At 69.8% G+C, this 23,286-nt stretch carries 23 protein-coding genes and 1 tRNA gene; 13 read left to right on the forward strand and 11 right to left on the reverse strand.

Going from position 1 to position 23,286, the window contains the following annotated elements:
• Positions 1-32 precede the first annotated feature (32 nt).
• Positions 33-302 (reverse strand): hypothetical protein, encoded by a 270-nt coding sequence (locus MWM45_RS11200; RefSeq protein WP_247826507.1) that lies wholly within the window; start codon positions 300-302, stop codon positions 33-35.
• A gap of 190 nt (positions 303-492) precedes the next feature.
• Between MWM45_RS11200 and MWM45_RS11205 the strand changes: the two genes are divergently transcribed.
• A complete protein-coding gene (locus MWM45_RS11205; RefSeq protein WP_247826508.1) occupies positions 493-1,569 on the forward strand; it encodes a 2,3-butanediol dehydrogenase in 1,077 nt (358 codons plus the stop codon).
• Positions 1,570-1,672: 103 nt separating this feature from the next.
• Here MWM45_RS11205 and MWM45_RS11210 read toward each other — a convergent pair whose 3' ends face one another.
• The 3 genes from MWM45_RS11210 to MWM45_RS11220 are packed head-to-tail and all read right to left on the reverse strand — an operon-like array spanning position 1,673 to position 5,161.
• Complete coding sequence (locus MWM45_RS11210) at positions 1,673-3,052, reverse strand: glutamate decarboxylase (protein WP_247826509.1); 1,380 nt, start codon at positions 3,050-3,052, stop codon at positions 1,673-1,675.
• 31 nt (positions 3,053-3,083) lie between these two features.
• Positions 3,084-4,688 carry a chloride channel protein gene (locus MWM45_RS11215; RefSeq protein ID WP_247826510.1) on the reverse strand — a complete coding sequence of 535 codons (1,605 nt, stop codon included), beginning with the start codon at positions 4,686-4,688 and terminating at the stop codon, positions 3,084-3,086.
• Entirely contained in the window at positions 4,679-5,161 is a 483-nt protein-coding gene (locus tag MWM45_RS11220; protein ID WP_247826511.1) for a hypothetical protein, read from the reverse strand. The genes MWM45_RS11215 and MWM45_RS11220 overlap by 10 nt, the downstream gene beginning before the upstream one ends.
• A 465-nt stretch (positions 5,162-5,626) precedes the next feature.
• Here MWM45_RS11220 and MWM45_RS11225 point away from each other — a divergent pair, with 465 nt between their 5' ends.
• The 3 genes from MWM45_RS11225 (at position 5,627) to MWM45_RS11235 (ending at position 8,040) form a co-directional block, all read left to right on the forward strand.
• Positions 5,627-6,943 carry an ATP-binding protein gene (locus MWM45_RS11225; RefSeq protein ID WP_247826512.1) on the forward strand — a complete coding sequence of 439 codons (1,317 nt, stop codon included), beginning with the start codon at positions 5,627-5,629 and terminating at the stop codon, positions 6,941-6,943.
• 221 nt (positions 6,944-7,164) lie between these two features.
• Positions 7,165-7,470, forward strand: a complete 306-nt coding sequence (locus tag MWM45_RS11230; protein WP_247826513.1) for a hypothetical protein — start codon at positions 7,165-7,167, stop codon at positions 7,468-7,470.
• A 78-nt stretch (positions 7,471-7,548) separates the two neighbouring features.
• Entirely contained in the window at positions 7,549-8,040 is a 492-nt protein-coding gene (locus MWM45_RS11235; RefSeq protein WP_247826514.1) for a GrpB family protein, read from the forward strand.
• Positions 8,041-8,096: 56 nt separating this feature from the next.
• Here the strand turns inward: MWM45_RS11235 and MWM45_RS11240 are convergent, their stop codons facing one another.
• The 4 genes from MWM45_RS11240 to MWM45_RS11255 all read right to left on the reverse strand — a co-directional run bounded on the left by MWM45_RS11240 (position 8,097) and on the right by MWM45_RS11255 (position 11,048).
• Positions 8,097-8,834: a class I SAM-dependent methyltransferase gene (locus MWM45_RS11240; RefSeq protein ID WP_247826515.1), complete on the reverse strand. Its 738-nt coding sequence runs from the start codon at positions 8,832-8,834 to the stop codon at positions 8,097-8,099.
• A gap of 108 nt (positions 8,835-8,942) precedes the next feature.
• A complete protein-coding gene (locus MWM45_RS11245) occupies positions 8,943-9,569 on the reverse strand; it encodes an HAD family hydrolase (RefSeq protein WP_247826516.1) in 627 nt (208 codons plus the stop codon).
• A gap of 118 nt (positions 9,570-9,687) precedes the next feature.
• Positions 9,688-10,185 carry a GNAT family N-acetyltransferase gene (locus tag MWM45_RS11250; RefSeq protein ID WP_247826517.1) on the reverse strand — a complete coding sequence of 166 codons (498 nt, stop codon included), beginning with the start codon at positions 10,183-10,185 and terminating at the stop codon, positions 9,688-9,690.
• 209 nt (positions 10,186-10,394) lie between these two features.
• A complete protein-coding gene (locus MWM45_RS11255; RefSeq protein ID WP_247826518.1) occupies positions 10,395-11,048 on the reverse strand; it encodes a maleylpyruvate isomerase family mycothiol-dependent enzyme in 654 nt (217 codons plus the stop codon).
• Positions 11,049-11,214: 166 nt separating this feature from the next.
• Between MWM45_RS11255 and MWM45_RS11260 the strand changes: the two genes are divergently transcribed.
• The gene (locus MWM45_RS11260; RefSeq protein WP_247826519.1) at positions 11,215-11,484 is read left to right on the forward strand and encodes a hypothetical protein; all 270 of its coding nucleotides are present in this window, start codon (positions 11,215-11,217) and stop codon (positions 11,482-11,484) included.
• A 52-nt stretch (positions 11,485-11,536) separates the two neighbouring features.
• Here MWM45_RS11260 and MWM45_RS11265 read toward each other — a convergent pair whose 3' ends face one another.
• Together MWM45_RS11265 and MWM45_RS11270 are read right to left on the reverse strand one after the other, a co-directional pair.
• Entirely contained in the window at positions 11,537-12,175 is a 639-nt protein-coding gene (locus MWM45_RS11265; RefSeq protein WP_247826520.1) for an isochorismatase family protein, read from the reverse strand.
• Positions 12,176-12,202: 27 nt separating this feature from the next.
• Complete coding sequence (locus MWM45_RS11270; RefSeq protein ID WP_247826521.1) at positions 12,203-13,039, reverse strand: hypothetical protein; 837 nt, start codon at positions 13,037-13,039, stop codon at positions 12,203-12,205.
• Between the two features lie 137 nt (positions 13,040-13,176).
• Here MWM45_RS11270 and MWM45_RS11275 point away from each other — a divergent pair.
• The 8 genes from MWM45_RS11275 to hrpA all read left to right on the forward strand — a co-directional run bounded on the left by MWM45_RS11275 (position 13,177) and on the right by hrpA (position 22,667).
• A tRNA-Arg gene (locus MWM45_RS11275) sits at positions 13,177-13,249 on the forward strand.
• Positions 13,250-13,352: 103 nt separating this feature from the next.
• Positions 13,353-14,084 (forward strand): DUF4129 domain-containing protein, encoded by a 732-nt coding sequence (locus MWM45_RS11280; protein WP_247826522.1) that lies wholly within the window; start codon positions 13,353-13,355, stop codon positions 14,082-14,084.
• The gene (locus tag MWM45_RS11285; RefSeq protein WP_247826523.1) at positions 14,081-14,545 is read left to right on the forward strand and encodes a hypothetical protein; all 465 of its coding nucleotides are present in this window, start codon (positions 14,081-14,083) and stop codon (positions 14,543-14,545) included. The genes MWM45_RS11280 and MWM45_RS11285 overlap by 4 nt, the downstream gene beginning before the upstream one ends.
• Complete coding sequence (locus MWM45_RS11290) at positions 14,542-15,576, forward strand: AAA family ATPase (RefSeq protein ID WP_247826524.1); 1,035 nt, start codon at positions 14,542-14,544, stop codon at positions 15,574-15,576. The genes MWM45_RS11285 and MWM45_RS11290 overlap by 4 nt, the downstream gene beginning before the upstream one ends.
• On the forward strand, positions 15,569-16,954 hold the full coding sequence (locus MWM45_RS11295) for a DUF58 domain-containing protein (RefSeq protein ID WP_247826525.1): 1,386 nt from the start codon (positions 15,569-15,571) through the stop codon (positions 16,952-16,954). The genes MWM45_RS11290 and MWM45_RS11295 overlap by 8 nt, the downstream gene beginning before the upstream one ends.
• Complete coding sequence (locus MWM45_RS11300; RefSeq protein ID WP_247826526.1) at positions 16,951-17,481, forward strand: hypothetical protein; 531 nt, start codon at positions 16,951-16,953, stop codon at positions 17,479-17,481. The genes MWM45_RS11295 and MWM45_RS11300 overlap by 4 nt, the downstream gene beginning before the upstream one ends.
• Before the next feature lie 81 nt (positions 17,482-17,562).
• Positions 17,563-18,579, forward strand: coding sequence for a helix-turn-helix transcriptional regulator (locus MWM45_RS11305; protein ID WP_247826527.1), 1,017 nt, complete (start codon positions 17,563-17,565; stop codon positions 18,577-18,579).
• A gap of 47 nt (positions 18,580-18,626) precedes the next feature.
• Positions 18,627-22,667 (forward strand): ATP-dependent RNA helicase HrpA, encoded by a 4,041-nt coding sequence (gene hrpA, locus MWM45_RS11310; protein ID WP_247826528.1) that lies wholly within the window; start codon positions 18,627-18,629, stop codon positions 22,665-22,667.
• On the opposite strand, the gene MWM45_RS11315 is transcribed toward hrpA, so the two are convergent.
• On the reverse strand, positions 22,639-23,241 hold the full coding sequence (locus MWM45_RS11315; RefSeq protein ID WP_247826529.1) for a hypothetical protein: 603 nt from the start codon (positions 23,239-23,241) through the stop codon (positions 22,639-22,641). The genes hrpA and MWM45_RS11315 overlap by 29 nt on opposite strands.
• Positions 23,242-23,286: the final 45 nt, after the last annotated feature.

Here is a 23,286-nt window from a genome sequence, read left to right on the forward strand (position 1 = left end):
AGTTCCGCCGGCGCAGGCACGTCGCTCTGCCACTATCCGGTGAGTGACGTTCTTTGGGACGCCCAGATCGAACCGACCTGAGTCAGATGCTCGTCGTAGCAGGCCTGTATGTCCTCGCTGGTCGGACCATCGTCACCGCTGTAGGAGGACTGGAAGCCCAACTGCCTGCCGTCCTGCTGGTACTCACTGGTGTTGTCCCGCATCGCACGCTTCTCGTCCTCCGAGAAGGACGCAGCGTAGGCGCAGCCACTCAGCAGGAGAGCTGCGCAGCCGGCAGCAACGACGGCGGATCTGGTCCCCATGGAGCATCCTGCCGCACGAGCGAAGAAGCGTCCACGGCCGGTGGGGTGTCCCTGGCGAGGGGACAGACCGAACCGAGCCTCAGTCCTCCCGGACAGGGATAGCGGCACGGCATGCACTGCGCGTCACCGCCCGATCTACCATGAGGTACGGGCGTGGGTCCGCCACGTGCGCACGAGGTCTGGAGGAACCATGAGAGCAGCACGCTATTACGGACGAGGGGACATCCGTGTCGATGAGGTTCCCGAGCCCGAGGTGGAGCCCGGCACGGTGGGCATCGACGTGGCCTGGTGCGGGATCTGCGGCACGGATCTGCATGAGTACCTCGAAGGCCCGATCTTCTGCCCCACCCACGACACCCCTCACCCGATCTCGGGTGAGACGCTGCCCATCACGCTGGGGCACGAGTTCTCCGGCGTCGTCTACGCGGTAGGCGACGGCGTAGACGACCTCGCAGTAGGCCAGCATGTCGTCGTCGAGCCCTACATCATCGGCGACGACGTCGAGACCGGTCCGGAGAGCACGGACTACCACCTGTCCCAGAACATGAACTTCATCGGCCTGGCCGGACGCGGCGGTGGCCTCGGCGAGAAGATCGCCGTGCAACGACGCTGGGTGCATCCCATTGCCGCGTCGGTGCCCCTCGATCAGGCAGCGCTGATCGAGCCCCTGTCGGTGGGCTATCACGCCGTGAACCGCTCCGGGGCGCAGGCCGGGGACGTGGCCCTGGTGGGTGGAGCGGGACCGATCGGCCTGCTGACCGCAGCCGTCCTCAAGGCCCTCGGCGTCACGGTGGTGATGTCCGAGCTCAGCCCGCTGCGACGCCAGAAGGCGCTCGAGTCCGGGGTGGCCGATCATGCACTGGATCCCCGTGCCACGGATGTCGCTGCCGAGGTGCGCAAGCTGACCGGCGGGAAGGGCGCGGACGTGGCGTTCGAATGCACGAGCGTGCAGGTGGTCCTGGACACCCTCATGGACGCGTTGCGGCCCACGGGGGTGCTGGTCGTGGTCTCGATCTGGGGCAAGCGGTCGGACTTCGACATCCATAAGCTGGTGATGAAGGAGATCGACCTGCGCGGCACCATCGCCTACGTCAACTCCCACCCCGCAGCCATCGAACTCGTGGAGTCGGGGAAGATCGACCTCGCCCCCTTCATCACCGGCAGGATCGGACTCGACGGACTCGTGGAGGAGGGGTTCGACACGCTGATCCATCGGAACGAGACGGCCGTCAAGATCCTCGTCTCACCCTCCGGCACGGGCCTCTGACCGCGGCAGGCAGAGAGCTGCCCGTTGCTGCGCACGCGGGGACCCGCCGACGGATCATGAGTGGGTCGTCGGCCTCGGTGCTCGAGTCACCCGCTGCAGAGGCTCAGTGGCCGGATCCGGTGACGATCTTGTTCCGTTCCGACTCGTGCGCACCGCCCTTCTTCGCCAGCGTGGAGCACGCCTCCTCGATGTCGCGGGCGAGCGTGTCGACGTGCTCGCGACTCATCGTCTCCTTCACCAGGGCCCGCATGATCGTCACGTTCTGGGCGTCCGGCGGCAGGGTGTACGCCGGCACCATCCAGCCGCGCTCGGCCGAGAGCTGCCGGGCGATGTCGAACTCGTTGTACCCGGGGTCGGAGGCCAGCCGGAACGCGACCAGGGGAAGTTGCTCCTCGTCGGGGCCGATGATCTCGAACCGGCCCATGGCCTCCAGCTTCTCGGCGAGGACTCGGGCATTGGTCTGCATGTTCTGCATGATGTAGGTGTAGCCGGCGCGGCCGTAGCGCACCAGGTTGTAGTACTGGGCGAGGACCATCGCCGAGCCTGTGGAGAAGTTCAGGGTGAAGGTCGAATCGGTCTTGCCGAGATAGTTCTCCTCGAAGACGAGGTCCCTGGCGAGGTCGGCCTTCTCCCGGAAGATCAGCCAGCCGATGCCGGGATAGACCAGCCCGAACTTGTGCCCGGAGACATTGATCGAGCGGACCTGCTCGAGCCGGAAGTCCCACTCGGAGTGCGGGTAGAGGAAGGGCCAGACGAACCCTCCGCTCGCTGCATCCACATGCAGCGGCACATCGAGCCCTCGTCCGTTCCTGATCCGGAGCAGCAGGTCGTTGATGCCGACGACGTCGTCCTTGTGCCCGGTGAACGTCGTCCCCAGGACTGCTGCGACGCCGATGGTGTTCTCGTCGATGTAGGGCTGCACATCGTCCGGGCCGATGGTGTACTTCCCCGGCTGCAGCGGCACGATCCGCGGCTCGACGTCGAAGTAGCGGCAGAACTTCTCCCACACCACGTGTACGTCGCCGCCGAACACGAGGTTGGGGCTCGACGTCGACGCACCGGCGGCCTCGCGACGCTTGCGCCAGTTCCACTTCAGGGACAGACCTCCGAGCATGATCGCCTCGGATGATCCCTGCGTCCGGGCTCCCGTCGTCTCGCCGGGTGCGTGGAAGAGGTCGGCGAGCATCCGGATGCAGCGCTGCTCGATCTCGGCCGTGCGGGGGTACTCGGCGTGGTCGATGAAGTTGCGGTGCAGGTTCGCGGCGATGATCCGCTGGGCCTCCGGCTCCATCCACGTCGTCACGAAGGTCGCCAGGTTCCGGGCCGGATCGCCCTCCAGCGCCAGGTCCTCCGACACCAGGCGCAACGCATCCTGGGCAGAGATGCCGGTCTCCGGGAACTCCCGGCTCGGAACCTCCTCGGTGACGAATCGGTTGCCGAACAATGCCGCGTCGGCGTTCGTCTGGTGGGAATCTACTGACATGACTTCTCCTTCAGGAACAGTTGACAGGAACTTACGGATGGATTCCCTGGTCCGCAGGAACCGGGGCGCCGGTGGGTTCCGGACTCAGCATCAGGATCGCGCCGGTGAGGAAGCACAGTGCTCCCACGAATGTGCCGAGACTGGACAGCCCGGCGTTCCAGACGTCGCCGCTGGACGGGACGACGAAGGCCGCGACTGCCGAGATGCCGAAGGCGACAGAGCCGGCCGCGTTGATCAGGTTGATCGTCCACGTCCACGTCCGCGGCCTGAGCCTGCCCGCAGCGGCACTGCGACGGGCATATCTCAACGCCACACCGCTTGAAACGAGGAATGCCACGGAACCCAGGGCGTCGGGTCGCCACACCCGCTGCTCGGTCAACGCCGTACTGAGATCGGCCACCAGAGCGTTCGCCGTACTCCAGTTGAACCATAGGGTGCCGGCGAGTTGGATCGCCGCCGCGAGCCAGATGAGATCCCGTGGCGCCCGGGCCCAGAACGAACGGCCCGCCGTGGTGCCCCCAGCCGGGAGCGCGTCGACGGCTTCGCGGTACTGCAGGTACGCCGCGCAGGTGAAGAACAGCGAACCGATGAAGAAGGTGAGTCCACACCAGTGCGACCCCACAGCCTCCGCGTACGGCGGCACCGCACCCAGGGCGAACAGACTCGAGCCGATGATGAACAGCCAGGCGATCCGCCGGTCGTGGACGGTCGATCGGGCCGCCCTCGAGCTCCCAGGTGCATGGCCGGTGCCCGACCGGGCCGGTGGCCTGACACTCCCGCGATCGTGCGGTGTCCCGGCCTCCTTCGGACCAGGGTCCGGGAGAACATTGATGATCACGAAGGCCACCGCCACAGCCACGACCACCTGGGGTGTCACGGCCACCCCGTCGGCGCCCAGCAGCAGCGTGGCCAGCAGCGTCGACGTCAACGGCAGCCGCAGCATGGCTGCGCACATGGCGCCCATGCCCATGCCGATCCCTGCCGCGAGATCCATTCCCGGCAGCCCGCTCGCAGCGATACCGAGCGCCGCGCCGATGAACATCGAAGGGAACACCGGACCACCACGAAAGGCGCTCAGCGAGAGCCCGTAGACCAGGGTCTTGCAGACGATCAGCAGGACCAGCACAGGAAGCGAGTAGTCCGCGGCGTTTCCGACCAGCTCCGGGAGTGCCTCCTGCCCCGAGAACAGCACCTGCGTGAAGGTGCGACCTGAGATCACCTGGTACGCCATCGCGGTCAGGCCGATCAGCAGGCCCAGCGCGGTGGTCACCAGGACCCGGTTCCGATGCACGACCGGGCGGAGCGACAGCGCGGCCCGGCGGATCAGCCATCCCAGCAGGGCGCCGACGATGCCCATGATCACCGCCCAGCCCAGCGTCGCCAGAGTCGGCGGTTCCGCGGGCGGCACCACGGGCAGCGCCAGCGAGAAGCTGCCCAGCCCGGTCCAGCCGTCCAGACCGACGAACACCAGCGCCCCGACGCCGGAGGCGAGCAGCCCGGGCAGGGCCACCAGGCTCAGTGTCATCCCCCCGATCCCCGCGGCCTCCATGATCAGGAACGCGCCGAGCACAGGAGAGCCGAGCAGGGTACTGATCGCTGCGAAGCTGCCGGCCGATGCCATGATCGTCAGGGCCATCGGCGGAGCGTCCTTTTCACCAGGTGGATCGTCAACGCACCGAGGCCGCCACCGATCGCGATCAGCGGGCCTTCCGGTCCGAGCACTGCACCAAGGCTGAGCGTGGTCAGCGCACCGAGGACGATGCCCACGAGCTCCCGACCGGTGGGCGGAGCGCCGCCCGTCGTGAACCCTGCAGCGGGTGAGTGGCCACCGGTGCCCGGCAGGTACCGGATGGTCAGTGCCGTCAGCAGCCCACACAGCATCAACCACGGAACCGGCCACCACGCCGGAGCAGCGCCCCCGAGGACCTGATCCGGCAGACCGACGAAGACGAACTGCTGGATCGTCGCGACCGACGCGAGAAAACCGTACGCAATGATCGAGATGGGTACACCCAGGACGGCCGCCAGGACGAGCGCGGCGATGTAGGACCTGGAACGGATCACAGCGATCGGGTCCAGACCGGCCGAGGACGCAGCGGGGCCGCTCATGCCCGACCACCCGATCGGGAGTCGGCCGACATCGGCGCGAAAGGCGAGCTCCGGGTGTGCGGCGTCGCCGATAGGTCCGGGAGAACCAGATCGGTGGGCCAGGGGTGGCAGGTGGGCATTCCCTTTCCTTCCGCTGACCGTCCGCCGAAGGACAGGAGCCTTGGGTGAAGCCTTACGGGCGACAGAAGCTGGTCGAACGCACGGTTGCCAAGCTAGCGCGTCACGTGCGGGCACCCATCACCACTTGCGGGTGAAACGGGCCCGGGAACACCCGGCGAACGATGCGGACCCAGGCCCGCGCACAACCGACAAGGCATGCGGCAGCGTGCGACAGCCGGGATTGACATGGGCGGTCCTGGGTCCCAGCGTGGGGTTGAGTGGTTCCATGCGGACCACGCACGCCGCGGGCCGGTTCGATCTCGGTGGGCTTCACGAAGGCAGAAGAAGACCTAGAGGAGACATGGGATGACTACCTGGCGGATCAGGGATTTCCACTCGGCGGACCTGGACGGAATCCTGCACCTGTGGGAGACCCTCAAGGCGAGCAACGTCGACCCGGTGTATGCCCTCTCCGAGGTGCTCGCGTCCTGCGAGAAGGATCACGCCGTGGTGGCGGTGCAGGGCGACCAGGTTGTCGGCGCGGCCGTCGGACGTGCCGCACACGACCAGGGCTGGATAGTCTTCCTGGCCACTCTTCCCGACTATCGTGGCCGCGGTATCGGCACCTCGCTGCTGACGGCCGTCGAGAACAGCATGTCACCGCACGGGCTGAACAAGCTCTCGGCGTTGATGCCGGAATCGGAGACGAGGGTCGAAGCGTTCCTGAGCCGTGGTTTCGCGTTGAAGAAGAACCTGCGGTACTTCGAGCGCACCATCCCTGTCCAGCGACAGGAGCTCGGCGCACTGGGCCAACTCGGTGGCCGCATCCTTGCTCGCGACCAGTGGGAGAAGGTGGCGGGGATGCGCAAGGAGAAAGAGCTACTGGAACGCCGCCTCGTGCTTCCACTCGCCGAGGCAGATCTGGCCGATGAATTCGGTGTCGTACCGCCGCGGGCCGTCGTCCTCTTCGGCCCACCGGGCACCGGCAAGACCACCTTCGCCAAGGCCATCGCCTCCCGACTGGAGTGGCCCTTCGTGGAGGTGTTCCCCTCCCGCCTGGCGGCCAATCCCCAGGGACTGGCCGGGGCCCTCCGCGAGACCTTCCTGGAGATCGCCGAACTGGAACACGCCGTGGTCTTCATCGACGAGGTCGAGGAGATCGCCTCGCACCGCTCCGGCGAGCCGCCGTCACCCCTGCAGGGTGTCACGAACGAACTCCTCAAGATCATCCCGGCCTTCCGCGAACAGCCCGGGAGGCTGCTGGTGTGCGCCACCAATTTCATCCGGGCCCTGGACACGGCGTTCCTGCGGCACGGGCGGTTCGACTACGTCATCCCCATCGGCCTGCCGGACCGTCAGGCCCGCGAGGCGATGTGGCAGCGCTTCATCCCCGCACCCGTGGCGGACGCCGTGGACGTGGCGCTGCTGGTGGAACGCACCCGGGGGTTCTCCCCCGCGGACATCGAGTACGCCGCCCGCAGCGCCTCGCAGCGCGCCCTGGAAAAAGCCGTGTACGACGACGGCGGATCGGCTTCCGGAGGCGTGGCGTCCGTCCGCGCGGCGGGGCGGAAGGGCCCGACCACGCAGGACTATCTGGACGCCATCGGGGAGACCCGGACCACCGTCAGCGACGAGGTCTACCAGGACTTCCTGGCGGACATCGACACCCTCGGTCGCGTCTAGGGCCCAGGAACCTCCGGCGCGTGCAGGTCCGCTCCGACGATCCTCCGGGGAGTTACGGTGGGGGCCATGACGGCGGCACCGGCCCAGCGGGTCCTCTTCCATGGCGGAACAGGCAGCGGGAAGACCTCGGCTGCCCACGCCTACTCCCTCGTCACCGGTGGGTCCTGGACAGTGCCTACTCGTCCTGGCGGGACATCGTCCTCGCCCGCACCGAGCTGATCGTGTTCCTCGACTACCCGCGGTGGCTCTCCCTCGGACGCCTCGTCCGCCGGACGGTCCGCCGCATCGTCGGCGGACACCCGGTGTGCAACGGCAACACGGAAACCCTCGGCCGTGCCCTCGCGAAGGACTCCATCATCAGCTGGCATTTCAGGACCTTCACCCGGAAACGGCACGCGATCGAGGCGATCAGGGCTGATCCGTCGATGCCTCCCGTCCTGTCCTTCCGGCGGCCACGCGACCTGGACGCCTGGATCGCAGCAGGCGCCCATGCGCCCCCGACCGTCCGACCGGCGCGCACGAAATGAGCTCGACTCCACAGGCCGACCGGTACGGCGCCGGCATCATCATCGAGCCGTACTCGCCGGACTGGGCCGCCAGTACCGGTGTGTCGCCGACGCTCTGGGGACCGTCCTGGCAGGCTCCCGATCATCTCGATCGAGCACGTCGGCTCGACGGCGGTCCCGGGTCTACCGGCCAAGCCCATCCTCGACATCGACATCATCGTTCGGCGCGACGTCGTTCCTCCCGCCATCGAAGCGCTCGAACGCGCGGGCTACGCACACCGTGGAGACCTCGGAGTAACGGACCGCGAAGCCTTCGCGGCACCCGATGAGACACCGGCCCGCAACGTCTACCTGTGCGTGACCGGCACCCTGCACCTTCGCAACCACCTGGCCGTACGGGCGGCGCTCCGCGCGGACCCCGCCCTCCGGGACCGGTACGGCGCGGTGAAACGACAGCTGGCAGGCGAACCGGATATGGACATCCACCGCTACATCGCCGGCAAGTCCGCCGTGCTGCAGGACATCCTGGCCGTCTCGGATCTCACGCCCGAGGAGAAGAGTGAGATCCACGAGCTGAATACGCGACGGTGATCGGCGACGGTGGTCGATGACGTCCTCGACGGTGTCCTGCCGAGGACGCCGAGTGATCAGGCCCGCGCGACGATGAGCCATCCCCGACCGGGTGCGTAGGGAAGGTCGCGAACCTCGATCCGGCCGAAGCCCGCTTCCGACAACGAGTGGTGGAAGGCATCCTGCGCGCGGAAGCGCAGGGTGGAGGTGGACTCGATGCGTTCACCATCAGCCAGGAAGATGGTCGGGGATTCGAACGTCACGAACTCCCCCTCGACCCGGGTCAGTTGCACCCAGTCCTCCACAGGCCCTTCGCCGTCCACCTCGACCACCCGATGGGTGAGCTCCTTCGTCCACCGCTCCCAGGCTCGATCGGAAGGCACACGGCTCTCGAACGCCACGCGCCCACCCGGGCGCAGACATGCCCGAATCGCCCGCAAGGTCGCGAGCCACTCCTCGTCGTCGAGAAAGACCTGAGCGACATTGGCGGTCATCGTGGCCAGGTCGAAGTGGCGTCGGTGCGCAGGATCAACTGCCACGTCCACGGCGGTCCCGACGATCCACGTCGTCCGGTCGGCGCCGGCTTTGGTCCGGGCGACGGCGACGGATGCTCCAGCGGGGTCGACGCCCAGCCCCTGTATGCCGCGCCCTGCCAGGAGGGAGCAGAAGGTCCCCGTACCGCACCCGACGTCCAGGACCGCGGTGGCCCCGAACTCGTCGACAAGGTCCAGGTAGGTGTCCAGATCGCTGCGGTCGGGATCGAGCGGGTCGTAGACGCGGGCCACACGAGGGTGATCGAAGACAGCGTCAGGCATTCCACAGACGGTACTTCATCCGATGGGGCGGTTTGCTCCGCCCCCCCGTGCACCAGAACTGCGGTTTCAGAACGCTTGTCGAACCCGTCGAGGACGAGCCGTCCACCTTCAGGTGAACGCCGTCGTCAGTTCGGCGAGGGACTCGATGCGCACGTCAGCCACCTCGACCTCCGCGCGTTGCGCGTGAAGGTATCCCCAGGGGCCACGGCGGATGAAGGCGGTCCGCATACCGGCCCGACGCGCAGGCAGAATGTCGTTGTCCAACCGATCTCCGACGTACAGGATCTCGCGGGCATCGAGCTGTGCGTCCAGAATGATCCGGGAGAAGAAGTCCGCCGAGGGCTTGGCTACCCCCCAGGCGGCCGACGAAGCGATGAAGTCCGCGTCGAAACCGACATCCCGCAACTGGACCTCGACACCACGCGGCTGGTTCCCGGCGATCCCCACCACAAGACCCGCGTCGCTGACAGCGCGCAGACAATCGAGTGCGTCCGGGTACAGGTCGACGTGATCGATCAGGGAAGGCTCGACCGGGCGCTCGACCCCCACCAGGTCCCACACCCCACGGTGGTCCTCGTCCCGGGCGGCCAGCGCACCCAGGAGTCCCATCAGCGTGAACGGTGTCACTCCCGCTTGTCGGGCCAGGCTCGTCCACGTACGGGACTCATCGACCAACGTCTCTCCGACGTCGAACACCACCCCGCGGATTCCGGCAGGGATCACGATTTCCGGCATGGATCGATCCTCCCACCAGCGCAGGACCGCCCGCTCGCTCGTCGGCGGTCGCACGCCTCGGGCCACCTCAGGCGCACGCGGCGAGCACTCGACGCAGGTCGCGAACGAGACGACATGACTACGCGCCCGTCGGGATGGTCCGCATCCGGTACCGAAGGACCCGGCTGCCCGTGGGCGCGTCCTCCAGCACTCCACCGAGGCGTTCGAGGGTCTTCGCCGACGCGGTGTTGTCAGCCTCGCAGACAGCCAGCACCTCGTCCATCCCGAGCCGATGGGCTTCCTCCACGACGCGACCGAGTGCCCAGGAGGCCAACCCCCGGCGTCGAGCTGTTGGGCGGATCCCGTAGCCGAGATGTCCAGCTCGGGACACGAGCGGGTGAGATCCGTGCCGGAGCGCGATCCCACCGAGAACCTCATCACCCTCGGTGATCCACCAGTAGGTGCACTGCTTGTCGAGGGAGAGCCGCTTCACCCAGGACGTGAAGCCGACGACGGATCGGACCTCGTCACCGGGCAGGAGTCCGAAGCCGTCTTCGTGCTGACCCGGGCCCCACTCCAGGTGCGCTGTCAGCCAGGAGCCGTGCCACGTCACCGAAGGGGCACTCAGAACGGCCATATCGAGACCCTGTCGCTCGGCGCTCACGGCAGTGGCACGCCGGCCGAGCTCGCGAGGCACGGCCGCACCCGGCCCCCGGAGCGGTCGCGGGCCGGGTGCAGGAAGCTCAGGCGGTGCGCAGACAGGTGCAGGTCGACCATGTCCGGGCCTATGGACGCACAGCTGTCATGTGCGGACGCCTGAGGGTGAGCAGTCCGGCACGGGGCTGCTCATCGGGGTGCCTGTTCCAGCGATCGTACGAATGTGGCGGCACCCTCACCCCGGAAATCTTCCGTATCGACGGGGCGACCCGAGATGGCCATGAGCAGTACCAACGAGGTTCCTTCGACCTCTGGACCGGAACCGTGCCCGACCCCCGAATCGGAAGCCCGCAGACGGAATCCAGCGGCGCGTTCCTTGCCGCCGCCCATGGAGATGCCGGTTCTGAGCTGATAACGCAGGGCCACGTCGATCGACCCACTCGGGTAGGAGCGCGGAAGCCCCAGCGGACGGCGAATGTCCTCACCGTGCACGATCGCTTCGACGAGTCGGGTTGCTGGAGCAGCAGGCGGCGTCCTGGTTGCATCGCGTACGCGGCGGAACTCGGCCAGGGTCGCTTCCGGGGTCGAGGCACGTTCCCTGGTGATGCCGTTCGCGTTGTGTCTGTCGAAATCGAACCTCGCGGCGATCAATTGACGGAGGAAACCGAGGCGGGTTGTCTTCGCGGAATCCACGAGATGAGCGACGACGTCGTGAATGTCCCAACCGGGGCAGAGCGAGGGCTGTGCCCATTGCTCCGGGGTGAGCGACTCGAGTTCCCTGATCAGGATGTCCCGTTCGATGTGCACAGCCGGCCACACCGCGGCCGAAGGTCGGGAAGGCATGGGGCAATACAACCACGCGATCGGACCCGATAACCAGTGCCTCCACGACTGACGGCGGCGTCAGAACGAGTCGCTTGTTCCCTGCTCAGGATCGACCGCGAACGCGTCGACGGCTCACGACCTCCTCGTCGGCTCCGTCCCGCGCGAGGTCGTCCCGACCACCCTCGTGGTCACCGGAGCAGGACTCCTGGCCGCCGGCGTCATCGGATTCCTCACGGGTGTCCGCGGGCCGCACTGGCCGATCTACGCCCTGATCCTCGCCGGGCTGGCCGTCCTCTTCCTGTCACCGTCCCCGTGGCAGTGGCAGTGGCAGTGGCAGTGGCAGTGGCTCACCCTCGCACCGGTGCCGGTGTCCGCGTGTGGTTACGCGATCGGCAAGGAGGTTGCTTTCCTCCGCCTCAGCCGCCGCCAGCCGGTTCCACCAGCCGGGCCCTGAATGCCGATCGCCGGGCCGACTCATCCGTCCTGAACGCGGGGAGGAACGGAGGTCAGAGATGGCCGGCGAGTGCTGCTCCAGCAGCGGCGGAGGTGCCCAGATCGCTGCCGGGAAGAGGTCGGTGTGCGGTGAGGGCCGCGATCCATGAGTCCGTGGAGCCGACGGAGGCCCAGTTCGAGTTCAACAGTGCGAGCAGGGTCGTGTGTACGGTCCTGGCGTCGGCAGAACCGGCGTCGTTCGCGATGTTGATCGCCCCCGTGGCATCGGAGAGGATTTCCGTGGTGAAACCGATGGCTTCTGCTTCGACGGCGGACCCGAGGATGCAGTTGTTGGTCATGTAGCCCGCGAGGGTCACGGTGTCGACGTCGTGACCGCGCAACCATCGGGTGAGGTCCGTGTCGGCGTAGACCGACCCGTACTGCTTCACGATGCTCTTCCAGGTCCCGGCGCGGCGGCGCTCGATCTCGGGGTGGAGCTCGAACTCGGGCGTGCCCGGGGCGAAGACGGGGGCTCCCTCACCTGAACTGTGCTGGACGACCACGATCGGGATGCCGGCGGCGGTGGCCGCATCGATGGCTGCCGTGATCCGCGGGAGGGACTGCGCGTGCGGCGGGTACTGGATCTCCAGCAGCCCCCCGAAGTACTGCTGTTGGACATCGACGAGGACGAGGGCGCGGCTGGGTGTGGTCATAGTGGGACATTACCCTTGGCGATGCGGTCACGAACCGATCGGTGAGTTCGTCCCGTCGAGGCTGTCGACGATGTAGACGGCCTCGGAGGGATCGGGCCATTCGGTGAGGAAGCTGTCGACGGACCCGGCGTTCTCCTGGTCCGGTGTTGCTGCAGCGAGGTGATCCAGTTGCCCGGCGGACAGCTGGAGGACGACGTGATACGGCGTACCCTCCGGTCCGAGGAACTGGGCCCGCACCGGGAAGACCTGGTCATGGGGCACGGCGCGCGGCATGTCGGCCGGGACGTCGAGGTACACGGTCGAGGTGAATTCGTCGGCCCAGTAGACCTCCTGCGCTACATCCAGCTGTGCGCGGAGCTCGCGTGCTCCCGCTGTGTCGCCGGCAGCCAGCATGCCTTGGATGAGGCCCCGGACGCGGGGGTCCAGCGACCTCACCTGCTCAGGCTCGTCGTCCAGCATCGCCCTGACCTGCGCTCTTCTGGCCGCAGCGCGGTCACTGAGGAATCCGGCGAAGGTGAATGCTGCGGTACCTGCTGCCATCCAGCGGCGCGGGTGCCGCGTACCGGCCCGCCGAAGTTTCTCCTCGAGCCGGGCATCGATCACGTCCCCCACATCAGCGAAGCGAAGGGTGGCCGCCGCTGCCGCGCATCCAGCCAGTACCCGCAGCGGTAGTCGCTTGCCGCCGACCGTGACGCCGATGTACAGGCCGGTGAGGACAGCGGTCCCGACGTGGACAGCGCGACGCTGCTGGTCGTCCAGCCTGGATGCATCGATGAGGGGAAGGGCCCCGATGATCGCCGTCGACAGGATGCCGACCACCGGTGACGCCGGATCGGCGAGTGAGTGCTGCTTCTCATGAGTCATGTGCGGTCCTTCGGAAAGAGGGTGCTTCTTATCTATCACGGCGCGGCGCGCCACTCCCCCCGCCCGGCGTTTTCCCCACACATGCCCTACCTGCTAAGCTCGATGAGTCCCTCACGGGTACGGGAGTTTCCGTATCTGCCTTCGTAGCTCAGGGGATAGAGCGTCTGCCTCCGGAGCAGAAGGTCGTAGGTTCGAATCCTATCGAGGGCACCTCCACCGCCGTCGGCCATCAGGCCGGCGGCGGTTCTGTTTTGGTAGGCTCCACAGGATGCGGCCCCGGGGTCCGCGGGATCACCTACCGACGGGGGGGAACGTGGGGACACCAGCCGGACCCACGCGCGTCCCCACCGTGATGACCCTGATCGTCCTCGTCCTCGTGGTGCTCGCGGCCGCTTTCGTCGGCGACTTCTCCGCCGACCCCGTCGCGGACCCGCAGGACAGCTCCCCCCGACCGGTGCAGTCCGCCGCACCGACCGAGACGACCACGGCACCACCCCTGCCCGACGGCGAGCGCATCGTCGTCGAGGGCGGCACCCTGGCCGCCACCGCCCTGGTCCTCCTCATGCTCGCGCTGGCCCTCCTGACGCGGTTCCTGCTGCGGTTCCGCGGCCGGCACGGGCCCGATGGGGATCCCCCGCAGCGCACCGAGCTGCAACACCCCGCCACCGTCGCCCTGGTGACCGTGGCCCTGCCGGAGTGGGCGGCGGCGTCGCGTGCCGCGCTGGTGAGCGGCGGCAGCACCTCCGACACGATCATCCGGTGCTGGCTCGAACTCGAGCGCGTCTGCGCCGAGGCGGGCGTCGGCCGCACGCCCCCGCAGACGACGTCGGACTTCGCCTCCACGGTGGCGGTCACCCTCGATCTTCCTCCCCTGCCGCTGGCCTCCCTCAACCACCTGTACCAGCGCGCCCGCTTCGGGCAGGCCGGCCGGAACCCCGCCGCCGATCCCCTCGGCCCCGCCGACCGCCACGCGGCGGCGGCGAGTGTGGACGACCTGGCACGCTCCCTCGCCGCACGCGCCCGGCAGCCGGGCGTCCGGCCGTGACGCGGTCCGCGTGGGCCATCACGGCCGCCCTGGTCGGCCTCGCGCTGGTCGCCGTCTGGTTCTTCGGGCTCGATCCCCGCCACGGCGTCGTCCTCGTGGGCGCAGCGTGCGCTGCGGGCATCGCGAACGGCGTCCTCGAGGCCGTCGACATCCCGCGGATCGTCCTGCCGCGCCCGCCCGAGCCGGAGCGCGGTCTCGCCGACCTCCAGGCGCTCGAGTTCTCCCTCGCGTCCACGGACCCCGGCATGCGTGCGGTCCTCGAGGTGCACACCCTCGCCCGCTCCGTCGCTGCGGCACGGCCCGGCACCCCCCGCAGCGATGCGCTCGACGCCTTCGTGGCGGAGCCCCGACCCTCGGGCCTGACCCATCGCGAACTCCAGGCGCTCGGCGCGGAACTGGAGCGCATCGTCCTCTCCCCCGCGCCCCACCCGACGTCCACCCGCCATCAGGAGGCCCCATGACCGACCCCGAGTCCCACCCGCCGAGCGCCGACCCCGGCGCGGTCCTGACGGGCCCGGACGTCGGGCCGGGCCCGGACCAGCTCGACGCCGCCCGCGTGGGCCGTGACGTCCTCGCCCGTGCGGGGACCGTCGTCGTCGGCGCCGAAGGAGCCCTGCGTCTGGCCCTCGCAGCCGTGCTCGCAGGAGGTCACGTCCTGTTCGAGGACCTGCCCGGCCTCGGGAAGACCCTCGCGGCCAAGACCCTCGCCCAGGCGCTGGGGCTCGACTTCCGACGCCTGCAGTTCACACCGGACCTCCTGCCCTCGGACGTGACCGGCTCGTCCATCTTCAATCCGGCCACGCGGGAGTTCGAGTTCAAGCCCGGCCCCATCTTCGCGGGCCTGTTCCTCGCCGACGAGATCAACAGGACGTCCCCGAAGACCCAGTCCGCGCTCCTCGAAGCCATGGCCGAGGCGCAGGTGTCCGCCGAAGGCGCCACCCTGCCGCTCCAGCGCCCCTTCCATGTGTTCGCCACCTCCAACCCCATCGAGTTCGAGGGCACCTACCCGTTGCCCGAGGCGCAGCTGGACCGCTTCATGGTCCGCCTGCGCTTCGGGTACCCCGGCCCGGGAGGCGAACAGGACATCATCGCGCGACGCATCACGCGGCGGCAGGAGGAGACGCGGGTCGCGAAGGTGACCACGGCCGAGGGGCTGCTGCGCCTCCAGGCCGCCGTCGAATCCGTCGGGGTGGACGACGACGTCATCGACTACGCGGTCCGGCTCACCGCAGCAACGCGGACCCACCCGGCGGTCGAGGTAGGCGCGTCGCCCCGCGGGTCGCAGGCGCTGGTCCTGCTCGGCCGCGCGCTCGCGGTCCTCGACGGGCGCACCTTCGTACTGCCCGAGGACGTGAAGGAGGGCGCCGAGGCCGTCCTCGCGCACCGGCTGACGCTGACGCCCTCGTCCTGGGCGCAGGGCGTGGCGACGGAGAAGGTGGTGCGGGACGTGCTGGCCGAGGTGCCCACCCCGCCGACCGTGCCCCGTGGGTAGGACCGACGCCGCCCGGTCCCCCGTCTGGGCGCTCGCGGTCATCATCACGCTCCTCTGCGTGGTGGCAGGCCTGGTCTCCGGTCGCCCGGACACCGTGGCGCTCGCCGCACCGTTCGCCGTCCTCGCGCTCGCCGGGCGCGCAGGGCCGATAGCCGGGAGCGCCTGCGCGGTGCGCATCGCCCCGGACAGACGGACGGAGGCCCGGGGCCCGCGCCTGCGGCTGCTGCTCGCCCCGCGGGAGGCCGACAGTGTGCCGGACGCGGAACGCCTGGTCGTCACCACCCTGGCCGCCCCGGGGTGCCCTCCGGACGCCGTCGTCCTGCTGGCCGGCGAGGAGTGCCCGTTGCTGGTGGACGCGCCGCCCTCCGGTGAACGGGACGTCCTCGCCTACGGCGCCGCGGGTTTCGGCGCCGATCTCGCCCGGCCCTCGGCGTTCGCGGCGGCGCCGCCGGTGCGCGTGAGCATCCTGCCGCCGATCGGCGCGACGCTCACCCGCCCGGTCTCCCGGCGGCTCACGGGCCTGGCCGGGACGCATCGGTCCGGGCGCCCGGGCGACGGCGGCGAGTTGCGCTCCGTCGCCCCCCTGCAGCCCGGGGACGCGCTGCGGAGGATCGACTGGCGTGCCACGGCCCGCCGGTCCACCGACCAGGACCGGCTCTTGGTGCGGCGCAGCTTCGCGGACGCGGAGGCCTCGGTCCTCCTCGTCGTCGACCAGGCCCAGGACCTGCCGTCCTCGACCGCCGACTGGTTCGCCGCGGCTCCTCAACGCCTGGCGACCGGATCGCTGCACGTGGCACGGACGGCCGCAGCGACGGTCGCGGCCTCCTACCTCTCCGTCGGTGACCGCGTGGGCCTCGACGACCTGTCCGGCACGCGGCGCGCCCTGCGCTCGGCGGCCGGAGCACGCCATCTCGAACAGATCCGGGTCCGGCTTGCGGGCACGGCCGTGGTGCCGCGACGGCGGCGCCGGAGGGATCCCGTGCCGCCGCAGGGCGCCGTCGTCGTCGTGTTCTCCGCCTTCCTGGACGCCGAACCCGCACGGCTGCTCCGTCTCTGGCACTCGCAGGGGCACGTGGTGGCAGGTATCGACTGCATGCCGCCACTGGACCGGACGGAGACCACGGCGGCGCAGGCCGGGGCGGTGCGGTTCACGCTCCTGCGGCGTCGCCTGCTGCTCGAGGGCCTGCAGGACGACGGCATCGCCGTGATCGCCGGGGCGACCGCCGACGCGCAGCTCACACACCGACGCGCCGACGCGCCTGACCGGGCGGACGGTCTCGGCGCTCCCTCCGGGCCGGACCTCGACACCGGGTTCAGGCTGCTGGCGCGCCACACCGAACGGCGTGCAGGCCAGGGCTCCGGCCGGAGGATGCCATGAGGCGTCGTGCCGTGCCCGCCCGGACCGCCGGCTCGCCGGCGGTCCCCGACCGGCGCGGCCTCGTCCCGCTGTGGATGGTGCGCAGCGCGACGGCCCTCCTGGCGATCCTCCTCGGCAGCATCGCCTGGAGCGGTTCAGCGTGGATCGTCCTGCCCCTCGTGGTGGCCGCGGGCGCGGCGGCGCTCCGGTCGGTGGGCGTGGTCTCGCTGTCCCTGCTGCTGCTCGTGGTGGCGTACGCGGTGAACGTGCCGGCCGGGTCCCCGTGGCTCCTGGTGTTCGTCGCCGGACTGCATGCCGTCTTCATCCTCTACCTCCTGCTCCTGTACCTGCCCCTCCGCGGATGGATCAGCGTCGCGGCACTCCGTCGGCTCGGCGTGTCCTTCCTCCGCATCCAGGCCGTGGCGCAACCCGTCGCCGTCCTCGCCCTGCTGGTGGGCGATGCCGGGTCCAGCCTGCCCGTGGTGCTGGCCGGTGTGGCAGCCCTTCTCACCTGGGCGGTGTGGCTCCTCCGGCGGCCGGGCTCCTGACGCCCGCCCGCCGCGGACCATCGGCGGGAGAAATCCCGAATCAGGACAGCTATCGTCCGCTTTCCGCCGTACCGTTGACCCATGATCGAGACGTCGGCGCGCCTGCTGCAGCTCCTCTCGCTCCTCCAGCTCCGGCGCGAATGGACGGGACCCGCCCTCGCACAGCGGATGGCGGTCACGGAGCGCACGGTCCGGCGTGACATCGGCAAGCTGCGCACGCTCGGCTACCCGATCAACGCCTCCCCGGGGGTGGCGGGCGGGTACCAGCTCGGCGCCGGGGCCCAACTGCCGCCCCTCCTGCTCGACGACGACGAGGCGCTCGCCGTCGCGATCGGCCTGACCGCGGTGACGGCCAGCCCGGTCTCCGGCGTCGGGGAAGCCTCCGTCCGCGCGCTCACCAAGCTCGAACAGGTCCTGCCGCCCCGGCTGAGGCCCCGGTTCGCGGGGCTGCGTTCCGCGGTGACCCGCATGGCCGCGGCCAGCACGCCGGTGAACCCGGAGATCCTGACCGCCCTCTCCGCGGCCATCACCGAGCGCCGCAGCGTCGCGTTCCGCTACGACCGGCACGACGGCGAGTCCTCCCGGCGCGTCGTCGAACCGTACCGGCTCGTGGACACGGGCCGCCGGTGGTACCTGGTGGCCTTCGACCGCACGCGGGAGGACTGGCGGACGTTCCGCGTGGACCGGTGCCGGAGCGTGCCGGTGGCACGGGACCGCTTCGTGCCCCGCCCCCTGCCCGCAGCCGACCTCGCGGTCTACGTGCAGGAGTCCATCACACGCTCGCCCTTTTCCTACGACGCCGTCATCCGGTTCCACGCACCCCTGCAGGAGCTGGCAGCGCGCGTCCCACCGAGCACGGGCACCCTCGAGGCCGACGGCGAGCACCACACGCTCCTGAGGGCGGGCTTCGACTCCCTCGACTTCCCGCTGGCCTACCTGGCGAGCTGGGACATCGACTTCGAGGTCCTCGAACCGGCCGCCATGCGCGATCGCGCCGCCGTCGTCGCCGACCGGCTCCGCCGGGCAGGAGAGGTCGCAGGGGCGGCAGCGCAGGGCCCACCCCACGACGACGGCGGGCCCGGCTCCAGCCCTCGGTGAACATCCCGCCTGCGGCCCGGTGCGAGGAACTAGACTGGCAGGCAACTATGCCACTGACTATTTCCTACCCCGCGGATCTTCCCGTCTCGGAACGCCGGGCCGACATCATGGCCGCCATCGCGGCCAACCAGGTCACCATCATCGCCGGCGAGACCGGGTCCGGGAAGACGACGCAGATCCCCAAGATGTGCCTCGAGCTCGGCCTGGCCGAGCACGGGCTGATCGGCCATACCCAGCCCCGGCGCCTGGCGGCCCGCACCGTCGCCGAGCGCATCGCCGAGGAACTGCAGGTGCCGCTCGGGGAGGAGGTGGGTTACCAGGTCCGGTTCACCGGATCGGTGGGCCGCCGGACCAAGGTCAAGCTGATGACGGACGGCATCCTCCTCGCCGAGATCCAGCACGACAGGATGCTGCGCAAGTACAGCACGATCATCATCGACGAGGCCCACGAGCGCAGCCTCAACATCGACTTCATCCTCGGCTACCTCAAGCGGATCCTGCCCGAGCGCCCGGACCTGAAGGTCATCATCACCTCGGCCACCATCGACCCCGAGCGCTTCGCCGCACACTTCGCGGCCGATGCCGCCGTCGCGAACACCTCCCCCGCACCGATCATCGAGGTCTCGGGCCGCACGTATCCGGTCGAGATCCGCTACCGGCCCCTCGACCAGCCGCCGGGCGGGCTCGACGACGGCGAGGGCGGCGCGGACAGCGAGCTCGAGGAGGAGCGCGATCCGCTCGACGCCGTCTGCGACGCCGTGGATGAGCTGTCCCTCGAAGCCCCCGGCGACGTCCTCGTGTTCTTCTCCGGCGAGCGCGAGATCCGCGACGCCGCCGACGCCCTCCGCGCACGCATCCAGTCCACCACCCGCCTGCGCGGCACGGAGGTCCTCCCCCTCTTCGCGAGGCTCTCCCTCGAGGAGCAGCACCGCGTCTTCCGCCCCACCGGCAGCCACCGCCGCATCATCCTCGCGACGAACGTCGCGGAGACCTCCCTCACCGTGCCCGGCATCAAGTACGTCATCGACACGGGCACCGCACGCATCTCGCGCTATTCGCACCGCACCAAGGTGCAGCGGCTGCCGATCGAGCGCGTCTCCCAGGCCTCCGCGAACCAGCGGTCGGGCCGCAGCGGCCGCGTGTCCGACGGCATCGCCATCCGCCTCTACTCGGAGGAGGACTACGCGTCGCGGCGTCCGTTCACCGAGCCGGAGATCCTGCGGACCAGCCTCGCCGCGGTCATCCTGCAGATGGCTGCCATGGGCGTGACCCGCAGTCCCAAGGACATCGCGGAATTCCCGTTCGTCGAGCCTCCCGAGACCAAGGCGATCAACGACGGCGTCGCCCTGCTGCGTGAGCTGGGGGCGCTGAAGGACGACGGCGGACTGTCGCCGGTGGGCCGCAAGCTCGCCCAGCTCCCCGTCGATCCCCGCCTCGGGCGCATGATCGTCGAGGCCGGGACGCGCGGCTCCGTCAAGGAGGTCATGGTGCTCGCCGCGGCCCTGACCATCCAGGACCCGCGGGAACGACCGTCGGCGGACCAGCCGGCCAGGCAGCAACAGGCCGCCGAGAAGCACAAGCGCTTCGTGGACGAGAACTCGGACTTCACCGCCTACCTCAACCTGTGGCGGTACCTGCAGGAGAAGCAGGACGAACTCTCCTCGACGCAGTTCCGGAAACTGTGCCGCACGGAGTTCATCAACTATCTCCGCGTGCGGGAGTGGCAGGACCTGTTCCAGCAGCTGCGCCAGCTCGCGAAGCCGCTCGGCATCACCCTGCCCGCCGGTCCCGTGGACCCCGTGGGCCTCCACGAGCAGATCCACATCAGCCTGCTCGCGGGCCTGCTCGGCAACATCGGCCTCTACGACCAGCGCAAGCGCGAATACTCCGGCGCCCGCGGGACCCGCTTCGCCGTGTTCCCCGGCTCCGCCCTGTTCAAGAAGTCACCCGACTGGGTCATGGCCGCCGAACTCGTGGAGACCTCCCGGCTCTGGGCGCGCGTCGTGGCGCGCATCGATCCCCTGTGGGCCGAGCAGGTGGCGCCGCACCTCGTGAAGCGCTCCTACAGCGAACCGCACTGGTCCCGGAAGATGGGCTCGGTCATGGCGTACGAGAAGGTGACGCTCTACGGCGTGCCGATCGTGCCGCAACGCCGCATCAACTATGGGCGGATCGACCGGGAGGTGGCCCGCGAGCTGTTCATCCGGCATGCCCTCGTCGAGGGCGACTGGAAGACCCACCACACGTTCTTCAGCCGCAACCAGGCCCGCCTCGCCGAGGTGGAGGAACTCGAGAACCGCCTGCGACGGCGTGACCTGCGGGTCGACGACGAGACCCTGTTCGAGTTCTACGACCAGCGGATCGGCCCGGACGTCGTCTCCGAGCGGCACTTCGACTCCTGGTGGAAGCAGGCGCGCCACGACCAGCCCGACCTCCTCGACTTCGACCCCGAGCAGCTCCTCAGCGAGGACGCGGCGGAACTCGACGAGGCGGCCTTCCCGAGTACCTGGCACCAGGCGGGCTTCGAGCTGCCCCTCGCCTACGAGTTCTCGCCCCTCACCCCCGGCGCGCACGACGGCGTCACCGTGACCATCCCGGTCCTGTTCCTGAACCAGCTGGACCCGAAGCCGTTCCGCTGGCAGATCCCGGGCCAGCGCGTGGAACTCGTCACCTCGCTCATCAAGTCGCTGCCGAAGCAGGTGCGGAAGAACTTCGTGCCCGCCCCCGATGTGGCCCGGAGTGCCGTCGCCGCCCTCGCGGCGGACTTCGATCCGGAGCAGGACGACCTCGAGGCATCCCTCGAACTCGCACTGCGCCGGCTGCGGGGCCACGTCGTCCCGCCCGGATCGTGGACCTGGTCCGCGGTGCCGCCGCACCTGCTCATGATGTTCAGGATCGTCGACGCCGCCGGGCGCGTCCTCGACGAGTCCCGCGACCTGGAGGCACTCAGGGAGGCCCTGGCGCCGGCAGTCAGCCGCGCCATCGCGGAGTCCCTCGGAGCGACGCCCGGCAGCACCCGCCCGGCGGGCGGTCCGGGCCGCGGGGGCCGCGGGAAGGCGTCCGCCGGTCCCGCCGGGCGGAACAGCACGCGGACCGAGCCCGCGGGCCGCGGCTCCGGCAGCACTCACGCAGCGGACACCGCGGCGGGCGGGCAGGCCGCGCAGGGCGCTTCCCTGGCGCGTGGAGCGGTGGCCGTGGCGGAGGCACCGGCGGTCGCCGAGCGGACGGGCGAGAGCACATGGGTCTTCGGGGACATCGAGCGCGAGGTGTCCCGCACCGTCGCCGGGCACCGTGTCACCGGGTTCCCCGCCGTCGTCGACGAGGGCACCTCGGTGGGCCTGCGGGTGTTCCCGACCGCGGGCGAGCAGGCGACGGCGATGCGGGCCGGGATCATCCGGCTCCTGTCCCTGCGCATCCCGAGCCCGGCGAAGTACGTCCTGGAGCACCTCAGCAACACCGAGAAGCTCACCTTCAGCCAGAACCCGCACGGCAGTGTCGCCGAGCTCATCCGGGACTGCTCGCTCGCCGCGATCGACAAGCTCGTGCCGGAACAGCTGCCCTGGACCGAGGAGGCGTTCGCCCGGCTCTACGAGGAGGTCCGGGCGGAGCTCATCGACACGGTCTTCATCGTGACGGCGACGGTGGAGAAGGTGCTCTCCAGCAACCGGCGGATCCAGAAGCAGCTCAAGGGGACCACGAGCCTGGCACTGATCACGGCCCTGAACGACGTCCGGAGCCAGCTCGAGCACCTCGTGCACCCCGGTTTCGTCGCGGCCACGGGCTACGCCCAGCTGGCGCACCTCCCGCGCTATCTGCGGGCCATCGAGGTGCGGCTCGAGAAGCTGCCCACCAACGTGCAGCGCGACGGCCTCGGGACCGCGGTCATCCAGCGGCTCGAGGACGAGTACGACGACGCCGTCGCGTCCCTCGCCGCGGGGCGGCACCGGCCCGCGTCCCTGGCGCGGGTCCGCTGGATGATCGAGGAACTGCGGGTGAGCCTGTTCGCACAGGACCTCGGCACGGCCTACTCGGTGTCCGAGAAGCGCGTCAGGACGGCCCTCAACGAAGCGCTCGCCGCGACGCGGTGACCGCGACCCGCCCGTCGCCGTCCTGCGATGGAGCACCGGACGGTATCCGCTCGGGCATGGCCCGGGCGGTGAGGTTCCGTGCCCTCTCGGCGACCGACGTCCGCGGATCGCCCGCCAGGCGCTCCAGCTGGGGGTCCAGCCAGGCGCGCAGGGCGGGGTCGCCCTCGGACCACGCGGCCAGCGCCTCCATGGTGTTGATCAGCACGATCCAGTCGTGCTGCTGCTCCAGGTTGCGCTGGAGGACCACCGTGGCGCGGCGGCGCTGGTCCGGCGTGAGGTCCGGTGTCAGCCGCAGGAGCAGCTTCGCGAGCGTCCACTGCGCGGAGGCCTGGTCCAGCGTCCCGACGTCGTCGATGAGCCGGTCGGCGAACGGCACCAGCCATTCGTGCCGCGCGGCCTCCAGGCGTTTGAGGGCACTGGAGGTGCGCAGCCGCACCACCGGGTCGGCACTGCCGTAGCACCCGAACAGCTCCTCCAGCCGCGACCGGTCCGCCACCACCAGTTCCACGACCTCGACCGTGCGCCCCATCGAATTGGGGTGCCCGCCCGTCAACATGCTCTCGATAGCTTCCATGCATCGGCAACCTACCAGCGGGGAGCCGTTCGCGATAGCGGTCCG

Origin of the sequence: Arthrobacter antioxidans (assembly GCF_023100725.1) — a bacterium.
GTDB classification, from domain to species: Bacteria; Actinomycetota; Actinomycetes; order Actinomycetales; family Micrococcaceae; genus Arthrobacter_D; species Arthrobacter_D antioxidans.

Coding starts and splice junctions, on each gene's coding strand:
- MWM45_RS11200 (WP_247826507.1), bottom strand. CDS start 302: ATGGGGACCAGATCCGCCGTCGTTGCTGCCGGCTGCGCAGCTCTCCTG.
- MWM45_RS11205 (WP_247826508.1), top strand. CDS start 493: ATGAGAGCAGCACGCTATTACGGACGAGGGGACATCCGTGTCGATGAG.
- MWM45_RS11210 (WP_247826509.1), bottom strand. CDS start 3,052: ATGTCAGTAGATTCCCACCAGACGAACGCCGACGCGGCATTGTTCGGC.
- MWM45_RS11215 (WP_247826510.1), bottom strand. CDS start 4,688: ATGGCCCTGACGATCATGGCATCGGCCGGCAGCTTCGCAGCGATCAGT.
- MWM45_RS11220 (WP_247826511.1), bottom strand. CDS start 5,161: ATGAGCGGCCCCGCTGCGTCCTCGGCCGGTCTGGACCCGATCGCTGTG.
- MWM45_RS11225 (WP_247826512.1), top strand. CDS start 5,627: ATGACTACCTGGCGGATCAGGGATTTCCACTCGGCGGACCTGGACGGA.
- MWM45_RS11240 (WP_247826515.1), bottom strand. CDS start 8,834: ATGCCTGACGCTGTCTTCGATCACCCTCGTGTGGCCCGCGTCTACGAC.
- MWM45_RS11245 (WP_247826516.1), bottom strand. CDS start 9,569: ATGCCGGAAATCGTGATCCCTGCCGGAATCCGCGGGGTGGTGTTCGAC.
- MWM45_RS11250 (WP_247826517.1), bottom strand. CDS start 10,185: ATGGCCGTTCTGAGTGCCCCTTCGGTGACGTGGCACGGCTCCTGGCTG.
- MWM45_RS11255 (WP_247826518.1), bottom strand. CDS start 11,048: ATGCCTTCCCGACCTTCGGCCGCGGTGTGGCCGGCTGTGCACATCGAA.
- MWM45_RS11265 (WP_247826520.1), bottom strand. CDS start 12,175: ATGACCACACCCAGCCGCGCCCTCGTCCTCGTCGATGTCCAACAGCAG.
- MWM45_RS11270 (WP_247826521.1), bottom strand. CDS start 13,039: ATGACTCATGAGAAGCAGCACTCACTCGCCGATCCGGCGTCACCGGTG.
- MWM45_RS11290 (WP_247826524.1), top strand. CDS start 14,542: ATGACCGACCCCGAGTCCCACCCGCCGAGCGCCGACCCCGGCGCGGTC.
- MWM45_RS11300 (WP_247826526.1), top strand. CDS start 16,951: ATGAGGCGTCGTGCCGTGCCCGCCCGGACCGCCGGCTCGCCGGCGGTC.
- MWM45_RS11305 (WP_247826527.1), top strand. CDS start 17,563: ATGATCGAGACGTCGGCGCGCCTGCTGCAGCTCCTCTCGCTCCTCCAG.
- hrpA (WP_247826528.1), top strand. CDS start 18,627: ATGCCACTGACTATTTCCTACCCCGCGGATCTTCCCGTCTCGGAACGC.
- MWM45_RS11315 (WP_247826529.1), bottom strand. CDS start 23,241: ATGGAAGCTATCGAGAGCATGTTGACGGGCGGGCACCCCAATTCGATG.